The 23,704-nt window shown below is 38.3% G+C and carries 25 protein-coding genes and 3 pseudogenes; 9 read left to right on the top strand and 19 right to left on the bottom strand.

Annotation, left to right across the window (positions count from 1 at the left end; translation table 11 throughout):
- Positions 1-227: 227 nt before the first annotated feature.
- The 3 genes from BM211_RS19970 to BM211_RS19960 all read right to left on the bottom strand — a co-directional run bounded on the left by BM211_RS19970 (position 228) and on the right by BM211_RS19960 (position 1,174).
- The gene (locus BM211_RS19970) at positions 228-410 is read right to left on the bottom strand and encodes a sporulation protein Cse60 (protein ID WP_020060291.1); all 183 of its coding nucleotides are present in this window, start codon (positions 408-410) and stop codon (positions 228-230) included.
- 1 nt (position 411) lies between these two features.
- Positions 412-648 carry a DUF2553 family protein gene (locus BM211_RS19965; RefSeq protein WP_090999094.1) on the bottom strand — a complete coding sequence of 79 codons (237 nt, stop codon included), beginning with the start codon at positions 646-648 and terminating at the stop codon, positions 412-414.
- A gap of 121 nt (positions 649-769) precedes the next feature.
- A complete protein-coding gene (locus tag BM211_RS19960) occupies positions 770-1,174 on the bottom strand; it encodes a VOC family protein (protein ID WP_035436014.1) in 405 nt (134 codons plus the stop codon).
- A 234-nt stretch (positions 1,175-1,408) separates the two neighbouring features.
- Here BM211_RS19960 and BM211_RS19955 point away from each other — a divergent pair, with 234 nt between their 5' ends.
- The gene (locus tag BM211_RS19955; protein WP_090999092.1) at positions 1,409-3,091 is read left to right on the top strand and encodes an LPXTG cell wall anchor domain-containing protein; all 1,683 of its coding nucleotides are present in this window, start codon (positions 1,409-1,411) and stop codon (positions 3,089-3,091) included.
- Positions 3,092-3,224: 133 nt separating this feature from the next.
- On the opposite strand, the gene BM211_RS19950 is transcribed toward BM211_RS19955, so the two are convergent.
- From BM211_RS19950 to glp, 9 genes and pseudogenes are all read right to left on the bottom strand, one after another.
- On the bottom strand, positions 3,225-3,428 hold the full coding sequence (locus BM211_RS19950; protein ID WP_090999090.1) for a hypothetical protein: 204 nt from the start codon (positions 3,426-3,428) through the stop codon (positions 3,225-3,227).
- A gap of 198 nt (positions 3,429-3,626) precedes the next feature.
- Positions 3,627-3,722: pseudogene (locus BM211_RS27610) on the bottom strand (DUF2935 domain-containing protein); the annotation flags it as partial.
- Positions 3,719-4,558 carry a DUF2935 domain-containing protein gene (locus tag BM211_RS19945; RefSeq protein WP_035436019.1) on the bottom strand — a complete coding sequence of 280 codons (840 nt, stop codon included), beginning with the start codon at positions 4,556-4,558 and terminating at the stop codon, positions 3,719-3,721. The pseudogene BM211_RS27610 and the gene BM211_RS19945, both read right to left, overlap by 4 nt.
- A gap of 142 nt (positions 4,559-4,700) precedes the next feature.
- Complete coding sequence (locus BM211_RS19940; RefSeq protein ID WP_035436021.1) at positions 4,701-5,039, bottom strand: YmaF family protein; 339 nt, start codon at positions 5,037-5,039, stop codon at positions 4,701-4,703.
- A gap of 196 nt (positions 5,040-5,235) precedes the next feature.
- Positions 5,236-6,405, bottom strand: coding sequence for a nitrate/nitrite transporter (locus BM211_RS19935; protein ID WP_090999088.1), 1,170 nt, complete (start codon positions 6,403-6,405; stop codon positions 5,236-5,238).
- A 238-nt stretch (positions 6,406-6,643) separates the two neighbouring features.
- Positions 6,644-6,877: a molybdopterin converting factor subunit 1 gene (moaD, locus tag BM211_RS19930; RefSeq protein ID WP_035436026.1), complete on the bottom strand. Its 234-nt coding sequence runs from the start codon at positions 6,875-6,877 to the stop codon at positions 6,644-6,646.
- On the bottom strand, positions 6,874-7,344 hold the full coding sequence (locus BM211_RS19925; RefSeq protein WP_090999087.1) for a molybdenum cofactor biosynthesis protein MoaE: 471 nt from the start codon (positions 7,342-7,344) through the stop codon (positions 6,874-6,876). The genes moaD and BM211_RS19925 overlap by 4 nt, the downstream gene beginning before the upstream one ends.
- Positions 7,341-7,862 carry a molybdopterin-guanine dinucleotide biosynthesis protein B gene (gene mobB, locus BM211_RS19920; RefSeq protein WP_090999085.1) on the bottom strand — a complete coding sequence of 174 codons (522 nt, stop codon included), beginning with the start codon at positions 7,860-7,862 and terminating at the stop codon, positions 7,341-7,343. The genes BM211_RS19925 and mobB overlap by 4 nt, the downstream gene beginning before the upstream one ends.
- A complete protein-coding gene (gene glp, locus BM211_RS19915; protein ID WP_090999083.1) occupies positions 7,823-9,115 on the bottom strand; it encodes a molybdopterin molybdotransferase MoeA in 1,293 nt (430 codons plus the stop codon). Before glp ends, mobB begins: the two co-directional genes overlap by 40 nt.
- 95 nt (positions 9,116-9,210) lie before the next feature.
- Between glp and moaC the strand changes: the two genes are divergently transcribed.
- A complete protein-coding gene (moaC, locus tag BM211_RS19910; protein ID WP_090999080.1) occupies positions 9,211-9,693 on the top strand; it encodes a cyclic pyranopterin monophosphate synthase MoaC in 483 nt (160 codons plus the stop codon).
- A gap of 30 nt (positions 9,694-9,723) precedes the next feature.
- Here the strand turns inward: moaC and BM211_RS19905 are convergent, their stop codons facing one another.
- A complete protein-coding gene (locus BM211_RS19905; RefSeq protein ID WP_035436039.1) occupies positions 9,724-10,737 on the bottom strand; it encodes a molybdopterin-synthase adenylyltransferase MoeB in 1,014 nt (337 codons plus the stop codon).
- 15 nt (positions 10,738-10,752) lie between these two features.
- Positions 10,753-11,766 (bottom strand): GTP 3',8-cyclase MoaA, encoded by a 1,014-nt coding sequence (moaA, locus tag BM211_RS19900; RefSeq protein WP_035436042.1) that lies wholly within the window; start codon positions 11,764-11,766, stop codon positions 10,753-10,755.
- Between the two features lie 297 nt (positions 11,767-12,063).
- Between moaA and BM211_RS19895 the strand changes: the two genes are divergently transcribed.
- From BM211_RS19895 to narI, 5 genes are all read left to right on the top strand, one after another.
- On the top strand, positions 12,064-12,756 hold the full coding sequence (locus tag BM211_RS19895) for a Crp/Fnr family transcriptional regulator (RefSeq protein ID WP_035436044.1): 693 nt from the start codon (positions 12,064-12,066) through the stop codon (positions 12,754-12,756).
- 382 nt (positions 12,757-13,138) lie between these two features.
- Positions 13,139-16,822 carry a nitrate reductase subunit alpha gene (locus BM211_RS19890; RefSeq protein ID WP_090999077.1) on the top strand — a complete coding sequence of 1,228 codons (3,684 nt, stop codon included), beginning with the start codon at positions 13,139-13,141 and terminating at the stop codon, positions 16,820-16,822.
- Positions 16,812-18,287 (top strand): nitrate reductase subunit beta, encoded by a 1,476-nt coding sequence (gene narH / locus BM211_RS19885; RefSeq protein ID WP_035436049.1) that lies wholly within the window; start codon positions 16,812-16,814, stop codon positions 18,285-18,287. Before BM211_RS19890 ends, narH begins: the two co-directional genes overlap by 11 nt.
- Positions 18,288-18,306: 19 nt before the next feature.
- Complete coding sequence (gene narJ, locus BM211_RS19880; protein ID WP_035436051.1) at positions 18,307-18,837, top strand: nitrate reductase molybdenum cofactor assembly chaperone; 531 nt, start codon at positions 18,307-18,309, stop codon at positions 18,835-18,837.
- A 17-nt stretch (positions 18,838-18,854) separates the two neighbouring features.
- Entirely contained in the window at positions 18,855-19,538 is a 684-nt protein-coding gene (narI, locus tag BM211_RS19875; RefSeq protein WP_035436053.1) for a respiratory nitrate reductase subunit gamma, read from the top strand.
- 41 nt (positions 19,539-19,579) lie between these two features.
- Here narI and BM211_RS19870 read toward each other — a convergent pair whose 3' ends face one another.
- Positions 19,580-19,915 (bottom strand): winged helix-turn-helix transcriptional regulator, encoded by a 336-nt coding sequence (locus BM211_RS19870; protein ID WP_090999075.1) that lies wholly within the window; start codon positions 19,913-19,915, stop codon positions 19,580-19,582.
- A 125-nt stretch (positions 19,916-20,040) separates the two neighbouring features.
- On the opposite strand from BM211_RS19870, the gene BM211_RS19865 reads away from it, so the two are divergent.
- Complete coding sequence (locus BM211_RS19865; protein ID WP_035436057.1) at positions 20,041-20,712, top strand: NAD(P)H-dependent oxidoreductase; 672 nt, start codon at positions 20,041-20,043, stop codon at positions 20,710-20,712.
- A gap of 349 nt (positions 20,713-21,061) precedes the next feature.
- On the opposite strand, the pseudogene BM211_RS19860 reads toward BM211_RS19865, so the two are convergent.
- The 4 genes and pseudogenes from BM211_RS19860 to BM211_RS19845 all read right to left on the bottom strand — a co-directional run.
- Positions 21,062-21,376, bottom strand: a pseudogene (locus BM211_RS19860) (hypothetical protein); the annotation flags it as partial.
- Between the two features lie 19 nt (positions 21,377-21,395).
- The gene (locus tag BM211_RS19855) at positions 21,396-21,620 is read right to left on the bottom strand and encodes a spore germination protein (protein WP_035436058.1); all 225 of its coding nucleotides are present in this window, start codon (positions 21,618-21,620) and stop codon (positions 21,396-21,398) included.
- 119 nt (positions 21,621-21,739) lie between these two features.
- Positions 21,740-22,045, bottom strand: coding sequence for a rhodanese-like domain-containing protein (locus BM211_RS19850; RefSeq protein WP_035436060.1), 306 nt, complete (start codon positions 22,043-22,045; stop codon positions 21,740-21,742).
- A 72-nt stretch (positions 22,046-22,117) separates the two neighbouring features.
- A complete protein-coding gene (locus BM211_RS19845; RefSeq protein ID WP_035436062.1) occupies positions 22,118-23,242 on the bottom strand; it encodes a homoserine O-acetyltransferase family protein in 1,125 nt (374 codons plus the stop codon).
- Between the two features lie 253 nt (positions 23,243-23,495).
- Here BM211_RS19845 and BM211_RS19840 point away from each other — a divergent pair.
- Positions 23,496-23,704: pseudogene (locus BM211_RS19840) on the top strand (spore germination protein); the annotation flags it as partial.

The following is a 23,704-nucleotide window of genomic DNA, read 5'->3' as shown; positions in this document are numbered from 1 at the left end:
TTTTTTTCATACACTGCCTATTTAAACGTCTCGTGATGGATTGTATCTTCGATGTATTGTGTCGAGTTTTGCCGAGATGTCTTTATATTGTGTCGAAGAATCTTTATATCGCTAAAAGTGGTCGATATATTTGAAAAGTCGCCGATATATGAGGGATTTCCGCCGATAAAGTGAAACCAATCATTAGTTACATACAAAAAAGACGACACGAAGCCGTCTTTTTGTATTTAAGACCGATATACAACCATCGCAGAGAAACAATAAATCTGACTCTCTTCATCATTGTTCGAAACCGATACTTGGTACTTAATATCTACAATTTGTTCTTCGTCCATTTTTTTCAAAAAGACATTGATTGCCTCTTCTAAATCCTTTTCATGACTTTCATCAAAGATCTTTACGCGAATCACATTAACACCATCCTAAGTCGCAACCTTCTACTGCTGGACTGTTATCTCGGTGTGTATCAATGATGCGATAAAACTTGCCATCTTCATATAAGTAACCATCTTCTAATACATATCGCTTCTCTTCAGTATAGACATAAAATTTACCAATCATAAATTTATTAGAGTATAATTCCAAATAATCTGTCTTAAACTTCGCCACTACCTTGTCTGTAATATCAATTTTAATTGTACGGCTCATCTCCCACCCCTCCTTTCGAAAAAGAACGGATTGGTTTATTGTATTAAGGATTTTTTATTTTATGAATAAAAATTAAGGGGACGTGCCGTAGAATTCTCATTTCATTAGTGAGATTATAGCTTTAATTATTGGAGCGTAACCCCTCTGTATTCATAAGTACAATTCTCCATCCATCGGGATCTTCTATTGTAGTTCCTTTTTCTTTCCAATAAGGATTTTCTGGTTCAACTTCAAAATATCCCATTGTATTTAATCTATTATTTACATTTTCAATTTTAACTTTATCCGGTATATAAAATACAAGTAAATTATCTTTTGTCGGAGCAGGACATGGAGTTCCGCTTACATGCCTTGTAAACTCTAAATGATATTCTACACCAGGTAATCCAAACATTACTCCATCATAACCTTCATGATTATGAAACACACCTATACGTTTTAACCCTAATCCTTCTTCGTAAAATCGAATTACTTCTTCAAATTTATCTGTCGGTCTTGCGATTCTAAATTGAACCCACTTTTCCATACAATTCCCTCTCCATCCATTTTAGAATACTTTCAACTTCTATTATAAAATGGCTGTATACTTCTTAAAATCACTCATTAGGGTTAGATAAAGTAGCACAAAAGACTTATATACATCTAGCAAAATTAGCAGAAAAACCTACAAAAAATTTAATTTTATTGATTATTATTGTAATTTTTGGTATAAATTTCTTGTGATGTTTTTTTAAAATTCAAAATCCAGAGGTGGTTTCTAGTGAAGAAAAAATACGCTTTACCAGCAGTCGCAGCTACATCTTTATTACTGCAACCTATGAGTACGTTTGCTCAAACGAACGAAACGAAGACTGTCATTTCAGAAGAAAAAAAAGAAACTGTAAATCAAAAAGAACTTGAATCAAAACAAACGAATGCTTCTGAAACTGCGCAAAAGCAAGAATCAAAGTCCGAACAACAACAATCAATTGAACAAACAAAACCTGTACAAGAGCAAAAGCCAACTGAACAAACGAAACCTGTACAAGAACAAAGCAAAACAACCGCTCCACCTTCTCAAGAAAATAAACCAACACCTCAGCAAACAGCACCTACAAAAGAAGAAAAATTAACAGAGGAAGCAAACCAACAAGCACAAGCGCCAGTAAAACAAACAATCGCAGAAATGTTCCCTGACGCAACCATCGCCAGCGCAGTTGCTAGTGAGCTTGGAAAAACACCTAATGATAAAGTAACAGAAGAAGAATTAAAGCTAGTAACAACGCTTGAAATTGCGAATGAGGGGACATTCACTTCCTTACAAGGATTTCACTTATTACCAAATTTAGAAAATCTCAATTTGTATGCAAATAATAAAGTAAACAAGGCATTAACCAAATCTGCTCTTTCTATTGATCTATCAAACAATAAGAAACTGAAGCACTTAGCTATAAGCAACTTAGGGCTCAACGCACTTTCATTATCTGAAAATAAAGATCTACAATCATTGGGTTTAGAAAACAATCAAATTGCTGTATTAGATGTATCTAACCAAACGAAATTAACTGCTCTGTCAGCTGTACATAATGGCATAAAAGAATTACGTTTACCAAAAGAATCGAAACTAGAAATACTCGATGTATCTAACAACAACCTAACAAATTTAAACTTAGAAAATCATGTCGCATTGCACGATCTCTTTGCAGAAGAAAATGCACTTTCTTCTATACAATTCAATCCAAACGCAATACTTCGCAATGTACAATTAAATAAAAATAAACTGACTGATTTGCCTAATTTAAACACATCCAAACTTTTTTATTTAAATATCGAAGAAAATAAATTTGATTTAAAAAATGGACCATTTGCGAAAAAGCATCTTGAATTGTTACAACAAAATTTTAAGCCTGATAATGGGCAAGAGGCTTTTGGTTATTTTTTTGATTATCAATTCTCAGCTCACAGTGATCGTCCAGATGCACCAGTTGTCCTTGCTGATATGAAAAACAAGAAGATTTTAGGTGTATCTGGGCATATGGAATACTCTCTTGATGAAGGGAAAACATGGAATAACTTTGTGATTGATGGACACCTTTCAGTTGAAGAAGGCAAAAAAGCCCTCATTCGATACAAAAAGACTGATAAATGGTTAGAAAGTGAAGCAACAAAACTAGTATTCTCACAAACAGATAATACAAACAATGGAAATGGGAATAATGGTAATAACGGAAATTCCAACAGTGGCAATAACAATTCTAATAACGGTAACAATGGAAATTCTAACGGTGACAATAACAGTTCTAATAACAGTAACACAAATGGAACAGGTCAAGTTAACAAATCAACAGAATCCCAGTCACTTCCAAAAACAGGTTCTGCTGTTGAAACAACTGGAATCGCTGGAGCTCTTGCACTCCTTGGAGCTTGGTTCTTGCGAAGAAAGGCACAGCGAGAAGGGGAATAACAGAAATAAAAAAAGAAATCAGATTGAATCCTTTTATGAGGATAAATTTGATTTCTTTTTATCTTATAAAAACAAAGCGCCTCCAAGCTTATACTCGGCAGGCACTCTACTTTGCATGTATCATTCTAAACAATCATACATTGTTATCTCTCTGCTTTTTATAGAAGCGATTTGATTCCTCAATTATAATGCCTCCAATAATTATCATGATTCCTGCTGATATTTTGATACACACTCTATATACATACTCCAAATCTTTAAAATAAAGTGTTGTAACCATGTAAATAACAGCACCAGCTATTGCAAGAATTGAGCCTTTATATTTCTGAAAGAACATGAAAATCCACCTTTACTATGTATATACAATTGACATAAAAGCCAGCGTAAATCCTGCGATTGATATGTCAAAAAATAAAAACCCTAAAATAATACATAACATCCAATATATTCATAATAAAGGTTTGTAGAGTATGATTCAATATCCATATTACAACTAGAGATCTTAGCTATATGATTACTGTCCAGATTGTTCCATTTATTTTTGTTTTAATCGCTGTTCTAAAACGTGAATCATAAAGAAGAAATGATTCGCTTTTCTTAAAACATGATCCGCTAGTAAAGGATTCATTACATTCTAGATTGTGATTTAGCGCTTGTAAGATGAGCATCAAACATATCAATTATTTCAAGGAATCTATCAGCTTCACGGAAAACATGGTCTGCTAATAGTGGGTGAATGATACTCTTTATTTTACATTGCTCAATTAAATCACGTGCCGTTTTCTTAAAGTCCCGAAGAGATGTGACTGACACACGATTTTGATCCAGAAATTGATCTAAAAGAGGAACTGTTTGAGATTGTGGTTTCATAGATTCTAAGTCAATTGCTTGGTACATCAATTCATCAAAATCATTACTAAAATTCCGGGCCATATCTACAAGCTTTCTTTCTGATGGATCAAGAAGATGACCAATAAATTTAGCATGGTCTGCCATAATCCTTAAAAAGAAAACATTTTCTTTAATAATAGCATCAGGAAGAGCATCCAATTTACCTTCATTTAATTCAATTAAACGATTTCTAAAATAATTAGCTTCCCTACTTGTATGATCAACTAACAGTGGAAAATTATTTTGCCCTGGCAATTTACATGTGAGAATTAATCCTAGAATTTTTCGTTTAAATCCGAAAATATTAGTTGCAGCTTGTTGTACTTCTGAATTAAACCTTTTTATTTGCTCAGGATCTGTTTGATTTGTATAGGAATGTGCAATTTGTTCGATATGTTCAAACAATCGGTAAAATTGATTAGCCTCTTGGATTAGTTGCGTATCCTCACATCTAAACCCCAATCGAAGAAATAAAGAATGCTCTTTCATGATTCTAGACCAAAAACGAATTTCATTTAATGATCGTTCAACAAACACTCCAGATGTAACACCCGTATCAGGATGTATCCTATTCATTTTCAATCCCTCCAGTAAATACTATGCTAGTTCTATTCTTATGAATAGATATATATAAACATATCAGCAATAAAAGTTCAGTCTGGCTATAAAAATAATCTTATTTTTTTCTATTCATCCCAACATAAATAATAATTCTAATTTATTTATCACCTGGGGCGGGCTGATCCACTCCCTTAACCTGGTGTTTATGCCCATTATTTTCCGTCGTATAAAAATCGTAATAATGAACATGCATCCCATTTCCAACTGGAATTGCTGGTCCTGAGTACGCCTTGTAATAGTGTGTATGTCCATCTTCGAACAAAACATATCCTTCTGTATAATGTATATGCCCTCCTTCCTGTGTCTGAATTGGCGGGGATGTTATATCTAGACACTGATGGACATGACCTCCCACAACAGATGTATAATCCACTGACCCATGGTTATGATGTGGCACAAAACCAGAAACAAAATCATTTTTTCCTACCCTGTTCATTCTCTTCATTCCCCTTATGCATAAAGATAAACTCTATAAACTAGTATGCTTATACTATCGAGATAATTCCTCTCACATGTATCCTGCTGCTTTTTGGAAAGGAGAGCCCGATTGGTGAGAGCCTTCCATGAACAATCTCTCCTAAAAAATAAAAAAAGGTGTCTCCAAAATCGCAACTTGGAGACACCCTCTTCTACTATCTATGTTGTAACATCGCAACTAACTTCTCTTGACTATACATCCAAACAGTAATAACTAAACAAGCAAGCGCTACTTCTGATAACGCCATAAACCCAATTGCATAATGACCTGTTAGTTGGAATAATAGTGTTAAGATTAATGGCGGGAAGAAACCGCCAAGTCCGCCAAGTGCTGATACAAGACCATTTACAATACCAGCTTGCTTGGAGAAATACATTGGTACAAGTTTAAAGATTGTTCCATTTCCAGTACCAGCGCAAAAAGCAACTAATAAACAACCAAATGTGTATACATTCATCTGTGGCATGAATGATAAAATAATTCCTGCTAATGTTAAACCGGTAAAGACAAAGATTAAAATTTTAAATGGATTAAATTTGTCGCCGAGCCAGCCCCCAATCGGACGCATGATTGTTGCTAAAGCGATAAAACCGGCTGTACGTAATCCAGCATCTACTTTCGCTAAACCAAAGTGAGATACAAGGAAGTTCGGTAAATAAACTGTAAATGCGACGAACGAACCGAATGTTAAGAAATAGAAAATACATAAGAACCAAAGTTTTTCATTTTTATATACACCTTTAATTTGTTCCGTTAATGATGTATTTACCTTTTTCTCGTTGCGATCTCCTAACAGGAAGTTTGCTAATGCAAATGTAGCGAGTAAGATTAAGTACATTTGTACCGTTGTTCTCCAGCCAAATGAAGTTGCAAGTACTGGTGCGAGAAAGGATGTAACCGCTGTCCCTATATTTCCTATTCCGTATATTCCGTTTACAAATCCATGCTTTTCTTTCGGATAGTATTTCAGAAGAGATGTTACCCCTACAGAGAATACAGCTCCGCCAACCCCAGCAAATAAACCGCCAATAATTAAATCTAGCATCGATGTTGCCATACTAATATAAAAGACCGGGAATAATAGAATAATAAAACTAATAAAGAATAATTTTCTTGCTCCGTAACGATTGGTCCAATAACCAATTGGAATGCGAAGAATAGAACCTAAAATAACTGGTACTGCTGTGACAAGAGAAATCTGTCCTGCTGTTAACGTAATGTCTGCTTTAATAAATGGCATTAAAGAAGATAAAATCACCCATACCATAAAGCCAAGTATAAGATTTGAAGTTTGTAACCCTAACTGAAAATTCGGATTTTTCATCAGTCTCTCCCCCTATTTTGTTCAATATTTCACATTTTCTATTGCTTCCCTCCTGCCTAATCACGCTCTTTCCCGCTATTCGCGGGCAATAATCCTCCACCTCAAGATTGAGTGAAGCGAAGAAGATAGGTGAAGGATAACTGCTGGCATGTGCCCGATTGGTGAGAGCTTTCCATCAATGGGGGATAAAGCCCCCACTGATGGAAGTTTCACTTTATCATGATTAGGCAGGAAAGAATCACCCGCCGCTTACTGGTGGAATCAATGCAACAACATCACCATCTTGAATCATATCGTCTTCATTTGCATATTCTTCATTAATTGCTACCATTGTGTGCTCTGAAAGGGAAACATTGTAGTCTTTCGTTACAAGCTCCTTCAGCTCTGCTACTGCAATGTTTTGGACATCCATTTGTAATTGGTGTGTTCCAGCTTCTTCTTGCAGGTGAGCAAATAATAATACTGTAATCATTTTGCATTCTCCTTTCCTGGTTCTCCGTTTGGATACGGTGTTTGCTCTAATTGATCGCCAATCCAGTTCTCACCGTCTTCCCAAAACTCTTTCTTCCAAATAGGAACGATTTGTTTAATGCGCTCCATAATGTACTCATTTGCCTCGTATGCTGCTTTTCGGTGCGGCGTCGCTACAGCAACAACTACCGCAATATCAGAAATTTGCAATGTGCCGATGCGATGTGAAATTGCCACATATGTTCCCGGCCATTTTTCTTTCGTTTCTTCCCCAATTTTGGCAAGCATCTTTTCAGCCATCGAACGATACGCAGCATATTCTAAGTAAAGCGTACGGCGGCCTTTCGTAAATTCGCGCACTGTACCAATGAATGTCGTCACAGCCCCGCATTCACGTTGAATAACTTTCTGCGCTACTTCTTCAATCGAAATCGGTGTATCCACTACTTCAAAATACGTATTTGTCATTTTGTATCCCTCATTCTTTTTACAAACCAATTTATATACTTTTCATCTTCTGCTATATGAAAAACTTGATAATGTTCTTGCCCTGTTTTTAGAGCCTTATTCCATGTAATAACAGCAATCACATTTTCTACACTTTCTAATAAAGAAGCATCTTCCTCTGATCGAAGTAAAACGACTTTCGGGTATCGCTCTTTTTTATAGCCTTCAACAATTATGACTTCCGCTTCAAAACATGTATACAAACGAATGATTTTTTCTAAAGACCAGTCGTCCTTAGCGGATAAAGATAATAATCCGTCCCCTTCCACCACACTGACAATCGCTCCAGCTTGGCGATGACGTTCGCTATCTTTTTGCAGCGGCACTTCCGGATATCCTCCGTGCCCATGATGCTTAATCGCACCTACTTTCACGCCTTCATTCGTTAATGCTTTAATCAGCTTCTCTGTCAACGTTGTCTTCCCGCTATTTTGATACCCTACGATTTGTAAGACTGGAACGGTTCTTTCCACGGCCACTCACTTCCTTGCTCTCTGTCTAACAATAGGACAGTCACAGTCATCCCTTCTTCAAATCCGCGAGTTCCACCTGGTAAGACAATAAACGCATTCGCATCAGCGAGTGAAGAAACAGCACTGGATTTATCCAGTCCAACTGGCACAGCTTGCAGCCTTTCGTTTCCAATTTCTACTTTCCCTCTAACAAAGCGTGTAAATGGATTTGCTTTCGGGAACCCCTTCATTAAAATGGCGTCGCCGCGGTACATATGAGGCTCTTTCATATGTAGAAACGTTCGAGCAACCGGACGGACAAACAATTCAAACCCAACATAGCAAGCAGATGGATTTCCTGATAATCCAAACAATAACTTTCCGTCTACTTCTGCTACTGTCGTTACACTTCCCGGACGCATCGCTATTTTATTGAATAGTACGTTTGCTCCAAGCTTTTCATAAATGGCCGGTAAGTAGTCATAATCACCAACTGACACACCGCCTGTCGTAATGAGAATATCGACTTCTTCCATTGTCTTTTTTACCATCTCATAGCAAGTGTCGAAGTCATCTGCAAACTTTCCATAATACCGGACCTTTCCGCCTGCTCGCATAATTTGTGCACCGATCATATATGAGTTACTGTTGCGAATTTTCCCTGGTTCAAGCGGCTCATGAACTTCTAACAATTCACTTCCTGTCGTCACAATGCCAATCACCGGACGTTTTACAGTAGCTACTTCACTATAACCAAACGTTGCAAGAAGCGCTGCCACTCCTGGATTAATCATCGTTCCTTTTTCTACAAGCACTTGATGCTTCCTGACATCTTCACCTTTACGTGAAATATTATCGCCTGACTGAAACGGACGCTTCAATTTCATATATGTCTTTTCGTCTTTTTGAAAGCCTTCCGTAAGCTCAAGCATGACAACCGCATCACAGCCAGTTGGAATCGCTGCGCCGGTCATAATTCGCACCGCTTGAAATCCCTTCACTTCCTCGTTAAAAACAAAACCAGCACCAATTTCTCCAACAACTTCAAATTCGGTCGGATGTTCATAACTTGCTTTCTTCGTATCTTCGGCCCGAACCGCAAACCCATCGTACGGCGAGCGGTCAAAATGAGGCACGTCATGATCGGCAACTACATCTTCACCTAGAATTCGTCCATAACTTTCTGTAAGCGGTACTCGCTCAATTTCTCCGTGTTTTGCATACTCCATCACACGTGCTACTGCCTCGCTAACAGCAATTGGTATTCGTTTTTCTAGCATCATTTTCACCCCGCATTTGCAAAATATCACATCTTTATTACACTTTTTGTTGTACAATGCTAATCATAATAGCAATTACTTCAAGGAGGAATTTCATGTCTTCATTTACTCATTTTAACGATCAAGGCCGTGCTAAAATGGTCGATATTAGTGATAAAAAAGTTACTGTGCGCACAGCTATTGCTCGTTCAAGCATCACCTTGACGAAAGAAATTTACGAGAAAATCACTCATAATGAAATCGGAAAAGGCGATGTCCTAGCCGTTGCCCAAATCGCTGGTATTATGGCCGCAAAACGTACTTCGGATATTATTCCGATGTGTCATCCACTACTTCTAAAAGGTGTCGATATTTCCTTTGACTGGCACATTACAGATGAACAATATCGTTTGCTTATTGAAGTAAAAGTAAAAACAGAAGGCAGCACCGGCGTTGAAATGGAAGCCTTAACTGCCGCTTCCGCTACCGCTCTTACCGTATACGACATGTGTAAAGCTGTCGATAAAGGCATGATTATCGGTGAAACATACCTGTTTGAAAAAACGGGCGGCAAAAGCGGTGATTATTCAAGAAATTAATCTTAATCCAAGGGGGATTCCCCTTTGGATTCACCCTATGTAACGCGCGTATAATCGTTTGGCCACTTGTATATCATTTGTACCATGAACAAAGGCTCGCCCATCTTGAAATAAAACGAAGCGATATTCATCAGCATGAAATGATAATAGGTGCGGCGTCCTCTGTACTGGCACGCTCCTTTGTAAGCGCTTTTCTATTTCTTCTAAGTTAAGAGGCTGATTTACGCCTGGACGAATTTGAACTGTATTGCGGCCGCATAGCGCTTCTGTTTTCGTTTGCGCTTCAAATGCTAAGCTTGGATATGTACGAAGCTTGCCGCATGATAGACAGTTTTCTTTTTTTTGCCGGTTTACTTTAAATGCCATATATTGATTGTTCCAAAGATCGAATGATACCATCGTTTCTCTCAGTGCCGCGAAGTCTCCAACTAATATTTTTAAAGCTTCAGCAACTTGATAAGCAACGACCATTTGCACGGCTGGTTGAATAATTCCCGCTGTATCACACGTTGCGCTGCTCGTTGGATGTTCCATTAAACAGCGAAAGCATGGTGTTTTCCCTGGAATAATCGTATACGTTACACCGTAACTCCCAACGCAGCCGCCATATATCCACGGAACGTTATACTTTTGTGAAATATCATTAATAAGAAGACGTGTATCGAAATTATCCGTCGCATCGATTATGATATCCACATTTTGCACAAGCCGCTCGATTTCTTGCACCGTTACATCCGTTACAACCGGCTCAACGTCTACTTCAGAATTAATTTGCCTTAAATGCTGCGCCGCTGCCACTGCTTTCGGCACATAGCACTTCGCATCTTCTTCTGTATATAATTGCTGCCTTTGCAAATTGCTCCATTCGACATAATCACGATCTGCAATCGTCAACTTGCCGACGCCTGCTCGAACGAGCGCCTCAGCATTTGCTGCACCAAGTGCACCAGCGCCAATGATTAATACGTGTTTTTCACTTAAATTACGCTGACCAGCTTCCCCAATCTCAGAAAACAGTATTTGCCGTGAATACCGCTCTTGCATCTTAACCCCTTCTCTCTATCCGCCAATATATGACATTTCAATTTTTGGGCGGTTATTTGCACTTTCTTCCGTTCGTTCATCCGAATAACGATCATTACGCTTATTCCATACATCTTGCACGATTTGGAACAATTTCTCATCATCTATTCCACCCCGGATTAGCGTGCGTAAATCTGTTCCTGTCGTTGCAAATAAACAAGTATACAATCGTCCTTCTGCTGAAATGCGCGCTCTCGTACAAGAAGAACAAAATGATTCAGAAACAGAAGTAATAAAACCAACTTCAGCCTCAGTTCCAACATATCGATATCGCTTGGCTACTTCACCGAAATAGTGAGGATCTATCGGTTCAATTGGATATACACGTCCAATCATATCGATTAACTCTTTCTTCGTAATGACTTGTTCAAAGTTCCAGCCGTTCGTACTTCCAACATCCATAAATTCGATAAAGCGAAGAGGGATGCACTGCTCTTTACAATAAGCGGCCATCTTCAAAATTTGGTTATCGTTCATTCCTTTTTTCACGACCATATTGACTTTCACGTCGAGCCCAGCAGATTTTGCTTCTTCAATTCCTCGTAATATAGGTTTTGTGCTTACATTGCGGCCATTAATATTTCGAAATACATCATCATCTAACGCATCTAAGCTGACGTTTACTCGCATTAAACCAGCTTCTTTTAATGCCTTTGCCTGTTTCGTTAAATGAATGCCGTTCGTCGTTAGCCCAATATCTGTTAAGCCTTCTATTTTCACAAGACGTTTAATGAGCTGTGGTAAATCTTTACGAAGTAGCGGTTCACCGCCAGTTAAGCGAATTTTCTTAACTCCCATACGAACAAACAGCTTAGCTAATCGTTCAATCTCATCAAACGTAAGTAGAAACTCTTCTTTTAAAAAAGCATAATCTGGTCCAAACACTTCAGCCGGCATACAATACGTGCACCGAAAATTACAACGATCAATGACAGAAATGCGTAAATCTTGAAGTGGACGCTGCCATACATCTACAATCTTCTCAGTCATCGTCACCCCTCCTTCTTGCTGCATATATACTTTTATTCTATTATAATATATTTTTAAACTAGGGTGTTTTGCTCTTGCACTTTATCTTTTTTTGGATGCCTTTCATTTGTCTTCATCATAAAAAAGAACTACAATCTATGTTGTGATATTTCTCACATCAATTTCCTCATTCAAAAATTCTTCACAAATCCAGTCAAAAACTGTTCACAATTAGGAAAAGGAAAAAATCTCTTGCATTTTCACTATATTTATATTCAAAATAAGAGATAGACTATTCGGAAAAAAGGGGTGACTGCTGTGACAAACAGTACTGCATTATCAAATGATTTAAATGAATTACTCGCATCTGTTGAATATAAAATGCAAGTAAACAAATCCCATTATATTTTCCAAGAAGGTATGGAGGCAAAAGAACTATACATTATTCGCTCTGGAAAAGTGCAAATTAGTAAAATTAGCGCCGATGGTCAAGAATTGACACTGCGCATTTGTTCGGAGAATGATATTATTGGGGAACTTACATTATTTACGGAAAACGCCAAATATTTATTAAATGCAAAAGTACTGGAACGTGCAGAAATCGGCGTCATTAAGCGGGATGCATTAGAAAAAGCATTGCTGGAAAAACCAGCTCTTGCCTTTGAATTTATGAAGTGGGTTAGTGAACATTTACGAAGAATGCAAACGAAGTTCCGTGATCTAGTATTGCATGGCAAAAAAGGAGCACTATACTCCACTCTCATTCGCATGACGAATAGTTATGGCATTTTAAAAGAAGATGGTATTCTGATTGATCTTCCATTAACAAATCAAGATCTTGCCAACTTCTGTGCGACCTCCCGTGAAAGTGTCAATCGCATGTTAAATGATTTAAAAAAACAAGATATTATTTCTATTCATAAAGGCAAAATCACCATTCATAATTTACATTTTTTAAAATGTGCAATCTCTTGTGAAGATTGCCCTACTTCTATTTGTAGTATTGAGTAGCATTCCTATATATACAAGTTAAAAAAACGACATAAAAAACCTTTTCTTTTAGTGAGGAACGAGAGCTTCTGACCGTGCATAAAGCGGTCAGTACTTTCTCTTGCCACATGCAAGGTTTCAAGCGTTTTATTCTGCATAGCAGCAGCTGCCAGAAAATTAACATGGATATATTATTGAAGATGCTGCTCTTTTTCTTTCTCCCCCTACTTTACATACAAAACATATTTTGCGATGTGCAAAATATCACATCTTCTCTATTTTTTTCCTTACACTCTTATGAATTTTGACAATCTGTTGAACTGTGATAGATATCACATCTCTATTTTGTGTGCCCTCTTATAGTGAAAGTAAGCAAGAGAGACGCAATAAAGGAGTGAACGATATGAAGAAGAAACTATCACCATTTATGCAACGTTTAAAATATTTTTCTCCAATAGATCGTTATAACGATAATCATACGCAAGAAACATATGAAGACCGAGAATGGGAAAATGCCTACCGAAAACGATGGCAACATGATAAAGTTATCCGCTCCACACACGGCGTAAACTGCACCGGTTCTTGCAGCTGGAACATTTACGTAAAAGATGGAATTGTCACTTGGGAAGGACAAGAACTAAATTATCCGTCTACTGGTCCTGATATGCCAGATTTTGAACCACGCGGATGTCCGCGAGGAGCAAGCTTTTCTTGGTACATTTATAGTCCGCTTCGTGTGAAATATCCATATGTACGCGGCGTTCTTTGGAATATGTGGCAAGAAGAACTGCAAAAACATGAATCACCATTAGATGCTTGGAAAAGCATTGTTGAAAATCCAGAAAAAGCACGCGCATATAAAAGTGCTCGCGGAAAAGGCGGCTTCATTCGTGCAAGTTGGGATGAAGTATTACAGCTCGTTGCTGCTTCCTTACTATATACAGTAATCAAATATGGTCCTGATCGAAATGTTGGTTTCTCACCAATTCCAGCGATGTCTATGCTAAGTCACGCAGCTGGCAGCCGCTTTATGCAGCTGATGGGCGGGCCGATGCTGAGCTTCTACGATTGGTACGCTGACTTACCACCAGCTTCACCACAAATTTGGGGTGATCAAACAGATGTGCCAGAAAGTAGTGATTGGTACAACGCTGGCTACATTATGACATGGGGATCCAACGTACCGCTAACGCGGACACCAGATGCGCACTTCTTAGCGGAAGTGCGCTATAAAGGGACGAAAGTTGTTTCTGTTAGTCCTGATTTTGCCGAATCAACAAAATTCGCTGATGACTGGATCAGTGTAAAACAAGGGACAGACGGGGCACTTGCAATGGCAATGGGACACGTCATTTTACAAGAATTCTACGTAGACAAACAAGTAGACTACTTCATAAATTATGCAAAGCAATACACAGATTTCCCGTTCCTTGTCACGTTAAAACAGCAAGACGGTCAATTTGTTGCAGATCGTTTCTTAAATGCGACTGATATTGGCCGGGAAACAAAACTTGGCGAATGGAAACCTGTTCTTTGGAACGATAAAAGTCATGATTTCGCTACGCCGCACGGCACAATGGGATCACGCTGGGATAACGAGAAAAAATGGAACTTACGTTTAGAAGATGAACAAACAGGCGAAAAAATCGACCCACGTCTTTCTTTACTTGGTATGGAAGATTCAATTGGAACTGTCCAAATTCCGTACTTCTCTGATGACGGAAATGAAGTATTAGAACGTACGATTCCAGTGAAAAAGATTACAACGCCAAACGGAGATCTTTTCGTAACAACTGTCTACGATTTAACATTAGCAAACTACAGCGTAGACCGCGGTCTTGGCGGCCCAGAACCGAAGAGTTTCGATGAAGATGTTCCATTTACGCCAGCATGGCAAGAAAAAATGACAGGTGTAAAACGAGAACTGATTATTCAAATCGCTCGTGAATTTGCGCAAAATGCCGTTGATACAAATGGACGCTCGATGATTATTGTCGGCGCTGGTATTAACCATTGGTTTAACTCTGATACGATTTACCGCGCTGTGTTAAACCTCGTTCTTCTCGTTGGAGCACAAGGGGTAAACGGCGGCGGTTGGGCTCATTATGTTGGCCAAGAAAAATTACGTCCAGCAGAAGGTTGGCAAACAATTGCGATGGCAAGAGATTGGCAAGGTCCGCCAAAACTGCAAAACGGGACGTCGTTCTTCTATTTCGTTACAGATCAGTGGCGTTATGAAGATACACCAGTTGGTCATTTAGCATCACCAGTTGTCGGCAACTCACGCTATCAGCACCACGGTGATTACAATGTGTTGGCAGCTCGCCTTGGCTGGTTACCATCCTATCCAACATTCGAGAAAAACGGAATTGAATTATATAAAGAAGCGGTCGCTAATGGTGCAACAACCCAGGAGGAAATCGGGAAATATGTTGCAGAGAAGCTAAAAAACAAAGAACTCAAATTTGCGATTGAAGACCCTGATAACAAAAATAACTTCCCGCGCAATTTATTCGTATGGCGCGCGAATTTAATCTCAAGTTCTGGTAAAGGACACGAGTATTTCTTAAAACATTTATTAGGTACAACAAACGGATTAATGAACGACGATAGTGATTCACTACGACCAGAGGAAATCAAGTGGCAGGAAGAAGCACCTGAAGGAAAACTCGATCTACTAATTAACTTAGATTTCCGTATGGCTGGAACAGCACTGTACTCTGACATCGTTCTTCCTGCTTCAACTTGGTATGAAAAACATGACTTAAGCAGTACAGATATGCATCCGTTCGTACATCCATTTAACCCGGCAATCGGTTCACCGTGGGAAGCACGCTCTGACTGGGATATTTTCTGCTCCCTTTCAAAAGCAGTCGCTGATTTAGCACAAAAGTTAGATCTTGAGCCAATGAAAGAAGTTGTTGCAACGCCGCTTCTTCACGATACACCACAAGAATTAGCACAGCCGCTTGGACAAATTAAAGATTGGAGCAAAGGAGAATGTGAACCAATCCCAGGCAAAACAATGCCGCAAATACATGTTGTGGAACATGATTATAAAACGATTTATGACAAAATGACCGCACTTGGACCAAACGTCGGAAAACAGCCAATTGGCACGAAAGGTATCTCTTGGTCTGCGGAAAAAGAATACGAACAATTAAAGAGTAAATTAGGTGTTATTCGCACTGATTCTATCGCAAAAGGGTGCCCTAACATAACAGAAGCAATCAATGCTGCTGAAGCTGTGTTAACTCTTTCTTCAACAACAAATGGTCATATGGCAGTAAAAGCATGGGAGGCACTTGAAAAACAAACAGATTTACAACTGCGCGATTTAGCAGAAGAGCGTGAAGAAGAGTGCTTCACATTTGAACAAATTACAGCGCAGCCAAAAACAGTTATTACATCACCTGCTTTTACTGGTTCAGAAAAAGGAGGACGCCGCTATTCACCGTTTACAACAAATGTGGAGCGTCTCATTCCTTGGCGAACAATAACAGGGCGTCAATCTTTCTACTTAGATCACGACATGATGAAAGAATTTGGTGAAACAATGGCAACGTTCAAACCAATACTGCAGCATAAACCGTTCCGAAAATCTCGCCCTGAAGTAGAAGGAAAAGAAATTACGCTAAACTATTTAACACCGCATAATAAATGGTCTATTCATAGTATGTACTTTGACTCACTGCCAATGTTAACGCTGTTCCGCGGCGGGCCGACAGTATGGATGAATAAAGATGACGCCGCTGATGCTGGTGTTGCTGATAATGACTGGATTGAATGCTTCAACCGAAACGGCGTCGTTGTTGCCCGCGCTGTCGTCACACACCGCATGCCGCGTGGAATGGCGTTTATGCATCATGCACAAGATCGTCATATTAACGTACCTGGTACGAATTTAACAAGTAACCGCGGCGGAACACATAATAGCCCAACGCGTATTCACGTAAAACCAACTCATATGATTGGCGGATACGGTCAATTAAGTTACGGCTTTAACTACTATGGCCCAACTGGAAACCAACGCGACCTAAATGTTGTCATCCGCAAACTGAAGGAGGTAGATTGGCTTGAAGATTAAAGCACAAGTCGGAATGGTAATGAATCTTGATAAATGCATCGGCTGTCACACTTGTAGCGTAACATGCAAAAACACCTGGACGAATCGTCCAGGTGCTGAATACATGTACTTTAACAATGTAGAAACAAAACCGGGCATTGGCTATCCAAAACAATGGGAAGATCAAGAAAAATATAAAGGTGGCTGGGAGCTGAAAAACGGAGACCTTCAGTTGAAATCCGGTTCAAAAATGAAACGTCTCATGAACATTTTCCATAACCCAGATCAACCAACAATTGATGATTACTTTGAGCCTTGGAACTACGATTATGAAACATTAACAAACAGTCCACAGCGAAAGCACCAACCAGTTGCTAGGCCGAAGTCAGCTATTACAGGTGAATTTATCGATAAAATTGAATGGGGACCAAACTGGGAAGATGATTTAGCAGGCGGACATATAACAGGCTTACAAGATCCGAACGTTAAAAAAATGGAAGATGAAATTAAAACAGATTTTGAAAATGTGTTCATGATGTACTTACCGCGTATTTGCGAACACTGCATGAATCCGTCGTGCGTATCTTCTTGTCCATCTGGTTCTATGTATAAGCGGGATGAAGACGGGATTGTCCTTGTTGATCAAAATGCATGCCGTGCTTGGAGATTTTGTGTATCTTCTTGCCCATATAAAAAAGTATATTTCAACTGGCAAACGAATAAAGCTGAAAAATGTACAATGTGTTTCCCGCGTATCGAAGCTGGTATGCCAACAATTTGTTCGGAAACATGCGTTGGACGCATTCGTTACATCGGAGTTATGTTATATGACGCTGATAAAGTAAAAGAAGCAGCATCTGTAGAAGATGAAAAAGACTTATACGAGTCTCAGCTTAACGTATTTCTAGATCCAAATGATCCAGAAATAGTTGCTGAAGCAAAGAAACAGGGTATTACAGAAGAATGGATCAAAGCTGCTCAGCAGTCACCAATTTATAAAATGATTATCGATTGGAAAATTGCTCTTCCTCTTCATCCAGAGTATCGTACATTGCCAATGGTTTGGTACATCCCACCATTAAGCCCAATTATGAATATGGTCGAAGGAAAAGGAAGCAACTGGCAAGCAAAAGACATTTTCCCTGCTATTGATAATATGCGGATTCCAATTCAATATTTAGCAAATCTATTAACTGCAGGCGATGAATCTCATATTCGTCTTACATTGAAAAAAATGGCTGTCATGCGTACTCATATGAGAGCATTGCAAATTAATAAAGAACCAGATGAAGCTATATTAAAAGAACTGAACTTAACAAAAGAAGACATTGAAGATATGTATCGCCTTCTTGCAATTGCAAAATATAAAGATCGTTTCGTCATTCCAACTTCTCACCGTGAGCAAGTGGCAGATCTTTATAACGAGCAAGGAAGCTGTGGTCTTTCCTTCGCTGGCGGTCCTGGCTCTTGCATGACAATCTCTTAAAATAAAGGAGGTAACAATTATGAATCAAAGTTTACAAACAGCTTTCTCTTGTTCTTCCTTTCTTCTCTCCTATCCTGAACAAGGATGGAGAGAAGCACTTACTCATTTACAAAATGATGTTCAAACTATCGAACATGAGGAAATTCGTACTAATCTAACAACATTTATCGAACAAGCAAAGCAAAAAACAAATGATGAATTAATTCAATCGTTTGTATATACATTTGATTTTGGCAAAAAAACAAATATGTATCTCACTTATTTGAATACTGGTGAACAACGAGAACGAGGGATTGAACTGCTAGAACTAAAACAACACTATAAAAAAGCAGGTCTCGCTGTAACTGATAAAGAACTGCCTGATTATTTACCGCTTATGTTAGAATTTCTCGCAAATGCTGATGAAGAAGATAGTGAACCAATTATGAAAAAATATGAAAACAATATCGAAGCATTGCATGAACAATTAACAAGCATAAACAGTATGCACGAACCAATTGTAAGGTGCATCCTTACTGCTATTCGTGCATGGCAGTATGAAATAAACTAGAAAGGAGTGGGACAAGAATGATGGATCAATTTTTATGGGTACTCTTTCCCTATATCATTTTAGTCATTTTCATTGGTGGACATATTTTTAGATACAACTACGATCAGTTTGGCTGGACATCAAAATCTAGTGAATTATTAGAGAAGAAAATGCTCCGAATCGGAAGTTTACTATTTCACTTTGGTATTATGTTCGTAATTGGCGGTCATGTCATGGGAATTTTAATCCCTGAATCCGTCTACAGTTCTCTCGGCATTTCTGAACATACGTATCATATAATGGCAATCAGCTTCGGTCTTCCAGCAGGTATTGCTTCTGTAATCGGATTATTCATTTTAACGTATCGCCGCTTTACCGTAAAACGAATTATCGCAACAAGTACAACTGGGGATTACATCGCTCTCATCTTGTTGCTCATCGTAATGCTTGCCGGACTTTCTTCTACATTTTTAAATATCGATTCAAACGGTTTTGATTATCGAACAACGATTGGCCCATGGTTCCGCAGCCTCTTTATTTTCCAACCTAAAGCGGAATATATGGCAGAGGTGCCAATTTGGTTCAAAATTCATATCATCGCCGCAATGGGACTATTTGCAACATGGCCATTTACAAGACTTGTTCATGTCTTTAGCGTACCAGTGAAATACTTACGACGCAGTTATGTTATTTACCGAAAAAGAAAACCGATAAAATTTTAATCGCAATAAAAAAGTGTGCAATCAAGGTGTTGCACACTTCTTCATTGCTCTATTTGTATTCGATACTGATTTCCCCAATCTCGCATCATTAAGATAATTGGAACTAACGACTTTCCAAATTCGGTTAATGAGTATTCAACTTTCGGAGGCACTTCCTTATATACTTCACGATGAATCACACCATCAGCTTCGAGCTCTCGTAATTGTCTCGTTAGCATTCGCTGCGTGAGACCAGGCATCAATCGTAAAAATTGATTAAGGCGAATTTCTCCATTTATTAAATGAAATAGAATCACGCCTTTCCATTTCCCGCCGATTACATCTAATGTGACCTCTACTGAACAACGACGTATATTCTCCTTCTCATCACTCTTCATTAGTATACATTTTGATACTATATGTCAAAAATGTGCGTACTTACACTTATAAATATATTATAGTAAAATTTATTTTGTAACCAACTTACAAATAGAAAGTAAATTATTAAAAGGTGGTAATTGGAATGAAAAATACAAAAGAAGAAATTTTAAAAGCCTATCAGTTTAGACATGCATGCAAAGTATTTGATGTAAATAAAAAAATCTCTGATGAAGATTTTCATTTTATTCTCGAAACAGGCCGTCTTTCTCCAAGTTCATTTGGCTTTGAGCCTTGGAAATTTGTCGTAATTCAAAATCAAGATATTCGCAAGAAGCTTCTACCGATAGCATGGGGAGCACAAAAACAATTACCAACAGCCAGCCATTTTGTTGTGATATTAGCTCGAAAAAAAGAAGATATGATGTATAACTCTTCCTATATTTCTAACTTCATGACAAACATCCAAAGACTTCCACAAGAAGCAGTGAATATGAAAGGTGATTTTTATAAAACGTTCCAAGAATCTGATTTCAATTTATTAGAAAGTGATCGCGCTATGTTTGATTGGGCTTCTAAACAAACATACATTGCTCTAGGTAATATGATGACTGCAGCTGCTCAAATCGGTATCGATTCTTGTCCAATGGAAGGCTTTCATCAAGAAAAGGTAGAATCGCTTTTACGAGAAGAAGGAATTATTTTTGGAGATACATTCGGTGTCTCTTGTTTAGTGGCTTTCGGCTATCGATTAGAAGAACCACAACATGAAAAAACCCGTCAAACAATGGATATGGTTGTTGAATGGATCAATTAAAGTAAAGCTTCCATCAATGGGGAAGTTTTTCATTCTCCACTGGTGAAAGCTTTTAGAAACAGTAATAAGCCCTCCGCTTCTAAAGAAACGGAGGGCTTACTTATAAAGCATTTTATTGAAATAAATAATCATTCTTTTACGAAAATCCTACTCCAGAATCTGTATGATCTGTTTTATTAACTACTAATAAAGCGCTCTCGCAGCTACTACCTGAGTTACCACCCGGTTTACTGCTTGGGCTACTACTTAGGCCATTGCTTTGACTACTACTCGGAGTTCCCTGTAAAGCACCGGTCATCCCACTGCTACTCGGAGTTCCCTGTAAAGCATCGGTCATCCCACTGCTACTCGGAGTTCCCTGTAAAGTACCGGTCATCCCACTGCTACTTGGAGTTCCCTGTAAAGCATCGGTCATCCCACCGCCACTGCTTGGGCTACTACCTGTTAGTCCAGTACCCCGTGTAATTGTAGTTGTCACTACGTCTCCAGGGCGTAAACAAACTTCATTTGTATTCCCGATAACAACGACAACATCCATACATGTTGGTCCTGTTGATCCTGTAAATGTCTTCGAAGCAACAAACGAAGTATCTCGCAAATTATCCCCTGTAAAAATATTCCCAGTATTATTGACAATAACAAATTCCTTAATACAAACCCCCATTTTTTATACAACCTTTCTATTATACTCCTGCTGTTAATGAACCAGCTGGTAAAGGCGGAGTAAATTCAGTAGTTTGCGGTGTTATCGGCGGCGCTAACTTCCCATTTAAAAATGTCGCAACGCTCGACCCACCAGCACCACTAAATGCCTTCCTCGCAATAAATGGAGAAAGATCGTAACAATCCCCCATATTAATTGCTCCTCTATTATTTATGACTTTAATTTTTCGAATAAGTGAATTCACTCTTGAACCACCTTCCTTAGCACTATCTCCTGCTTTCTACACTGTATGCAAAAGAAAAAAACTTGAAACGGACGCGTTTCAAGTTTTCAAAAGAATAATTACGTTTTAGCAAATAGTAGTTACTTTACTTCTCCTTCATACTGCATCATGCCGCCAACCATGTTCAGTGTCTTATAACCTTGTTCATTTAAATAATGACAAACATTTTCGCTGCGTACACCAGAGCGGCAAATAAAAATATATTCATTTTCTTTATCAAAGAAGTCTAATTTATGCGGAATATCACCCATTTTAATATGAACTGCTTCTGGAATTTTTCCATATGCTACTTCTTCATCTTCACGCACATCTACTAAAAATAGCGTTTCTCCTTTTTCTAAACGCTCTTGTACCTCTTCTGGCATAATTGTTTTCACTTCAGTCATAAAATAAACTCTCCTCCTTCTTTCTCCTCAATTTTAGCATGGACCACTTAGAAAACAAGCTATGTGTAAAAGCTACATCATTCTTGAAATTTGCTGATTAAGAAATTGATGCACTTTCCCGGCAAATAAATGCGTCTCAAACACACCTGCCATATGTCCGTAAATACTTTCAATTTCATATACTTCTGCAAATTTCCCATTCTTTCTAAGCAATTCAACCATCTTATAATTATAACGAGGAGGCTGCAGCAAATCTTGCTTACAAGGAATCATTAGAACGCTCGCTTCTACTTGCCGAAGCGCTTCCTCTAATGAAGGAAAACCGTGAGCAATATCATGTAATAAAGTTGCTTTTGCGGTGTACATCCATGAATTTGCATCAACAAAGGCGATATTCTGTAATGTTGCTTCATTAATTGTCTCTTCAAATGAAGTGAATGTACTGAAATTTTGATAAGGCGCCGATTCTGTACTGTCCCGCGGAAATGTCGTTTCATAATAGTGGGCATCATATGCATTTATGAACATCATTTTCGCCGCTAAGTGCAATCCTTTTACAGGCTGCTCCTCTCCGTAATTACCCTCTTTCCAAGCTGTGTCTAATTGAATTGCACCGATTGCATGTTGTAAAACATTAATCGACGTTACAACTGGATTTTGCGGACTTGTAATTACCCCAATCACCCGTTCCATCATATGCGGATAATGAACAGCCCATTGCTGAGCAATCATCCCTCCGGCAGATGGACCAATGACTGTATGCAGTCTAGCAATTCCCATATCCTTTATTAATTCATATTGAATACGAGCCATATCAAGAAACGTGAAGACTGGAAATTCCATTCCATACTCTGCGCCTGTTTCCGGATTTATCGTTTTTGGTCCTGTCGTCACAACATAAGGATTTTTCACTTGTACATTACAAAGATTATCTGTACAAATCACAAAATATTTATTTGTATCAATTGCTTTCCCTGGTCCAATTAACTCATCCCACCAACCTGGAACCTGGTCGTGCTCTGTATACTTTCCTGCCGCATGACTCGTTGCACTAAAATAATGACAAACTAAAATAGCATTTGATTTCTCACTGTTTAACGTACCGTATGTTTCATAACCAATTTGGATTGGAATTGATGTACCGTTTTCAAATGTATATTTCTTTAGCCGAAATACTTGTTTTTGTACATATAACATCTTTTCGCCTCCTTAATTCACACTTCGTTTCTACATAAAACAAATGAAGTGCGCTACAGAAGACTATTCAAAAAGAGAAAACACATTTCCTTTATTTGTTCAATTATTATTTCCTCTAAAACTCATATCACTATGTATCCAAAATTGCTTCCCTCACTATTCACATTTCACTTTTCCACCCACAAATATATGCATAATATATAAAAATTCCCACAGACTAAAGTTATCTAATTTGGATAAAGAGGGAATACATATGTTTTTCAAATGGTTTCGCAAAAAAAAGAACGATAATAAGCAAGTAGAGAAGAACAATACAGATACGAAGAAGAAGCAAAATGAACAAACAAACGTCAATCAAGTAGCGCAAACGAACAAGCAGCAGACAAACCAGCAACAAGCTCAAAACAACAAACAGCAAGAAAATCAACAACAGACTCAAAACAATAAACAGCAAGAAAACCA

Origin of the sequence: Bacillus sp. 491mf (assembly GCF_900112415.1) — a bacterium.
Taxonomy (GTDB): domain Bacteria; phylum Bacillota; class Bacilli; order Bacillales; family Bacillaceae_G; genus Bacillus_A.
This window is presented reverse-complemented; position numbering and strand designations above follow the sequence as displayed.

What these genes read in the sequence shown, in the direction of transcription:
- BM211_RS19935 (WP_090999088.1), bottom strand. Translation starts at nt 6,405, where the DNA reads ATGAAAAATCCGAATTTTCAGTTAGGGTTACAAACTTCAAATCTTATA.
- BM211_RS19845 (WP_035436062.1), bottom strand. Translation starts at nt 23,242, where the DNA reads ATGTTATATGTACAAAAACAAGTATTTCGGCTAAAGAAATATACATTT.
- glp (WP_090999083.1), bottom strand. Translation starts at nt 9,115, where the DNA reads ATGCTAGAAAAACGAATACCAATTGCTGTTAGCGAGGCAGTAGCACGT.
- BM211_RS19940 (WP_035436021.1), bottom strand. Translation starts at nt 5,039, where the DNA reads ATGAACAGGGTAGGAAAAAATGATTTTGTTTCTGGTTTTGTGCCACAT.
- BM211_RS19890 (WP_090999077.1), top strand. Translation starts at nt 13,139, where the DNA reads ATGAAGAAGAAACTATCACCATTTATGCAACGTTTAAAATATTTTTCT.
- BM211_RS19950 (WP_090999090.1), bottom strand. Translation starts at nt 3,428, where the DNA reads ATGTTCTTTCAGAAATATAAAGGCTCAATTCTTGCAATAGCTGGTGCT.
- moaD (WP_035436026.1), bottom strand. Translation starts at nt 6,877, where the DNA reads ATGATTACAGTATTATTATTTGCTCACCTGCAAGAAGAAGCTGGAACA.
- moaA (WP_035436042.1), bottom strand. Translation starts at nt 11,766, where the DNA reads ATGACTGAGAAGATTGTAGATGTATGGCAGCGTCCACTTCAAGATTTA.
- BM211_RS19905 (WP_035436039.1), bottom strand. Translation starts at nt 10,737, where the DNA reads ATGCAAGAGCGGTATTCACGGCAAATACTGTTTTCTGAGATTGGGGAA.
- BM211_RS19965 (WP_090999094.1), bottom strand. Translation starts at nt 648, where the DNA reads ATGAGCCGTACAATTAAAATTGATATTACAGACAAGGTAGTGGCGAAG.
- BM211_RS19850 (WP_035436060.1), bottom strand. Translation starts at nt 22,045, where the DNA reads ATGACTGAAGTGAAAACAATTATGCCAGAAGAGGTACAAGAGCGTTTA.
- moaC (WP_090999080.1), top strand. Translation starts at nt 9,211, where the DNA reads ATGTCTTCATTTACTCATTTTAACGATCAAGGCCGTGCTAAAATGGTC.
- BM211_RS19945 (WP_035436019.1), bottom strand. Translation starts at nt 4,558, where the DNA reads ATGAATAGGATACATCCTGATACGGGTGTTACATCTGGAGTGTTTGTT.
- BM211_RS19925 (WP_090999087.1), bottom strand. Translation starts at nt 7,344, where the DNA reads ATGACAAATACGTATTTTGAAGTAGTGGATACACCGATTTCGATTGAA.
- narI (WP_035436053.1), top strand. Translation starts at nt 18,855, where the DNA reads ATGATGGATCAATTTTTATGGGTACTCTTTCCCTATATCATTTTAGTC.
- narJ (WP_035436051.1), top strand. Translation starts at nt 18,307, where the DNA reads ATGAATCAAAGTTTACAAACAGCTTTCTCTTGTTCTTCCTTTCTTCTC.
- BM211_RS19865 (WP_035436057.1), top strand. Translation starts at nt 20,041, where the DNA reads ATGAAAAATACAAAAGAAGAAATTTTAAAAGCCTATCAGTTTAGACAT.
- BM211_RS19960 (WP_035436014.1), bottom strand. Translation starts at nt 1,174, where the DNA reads ATGGAAAAGTGGGTTCAATTTAGAATCGCAAGACCGACAGATAAATTT.
- BM211_RS19870 (WP_090999075.1), bottom strand. Translation starts at nt 19,915, where the DNA reads ATGAAGAGTGATGAGAAGGAGAATATACGTCGTTGTTCAGTAGAGGTC.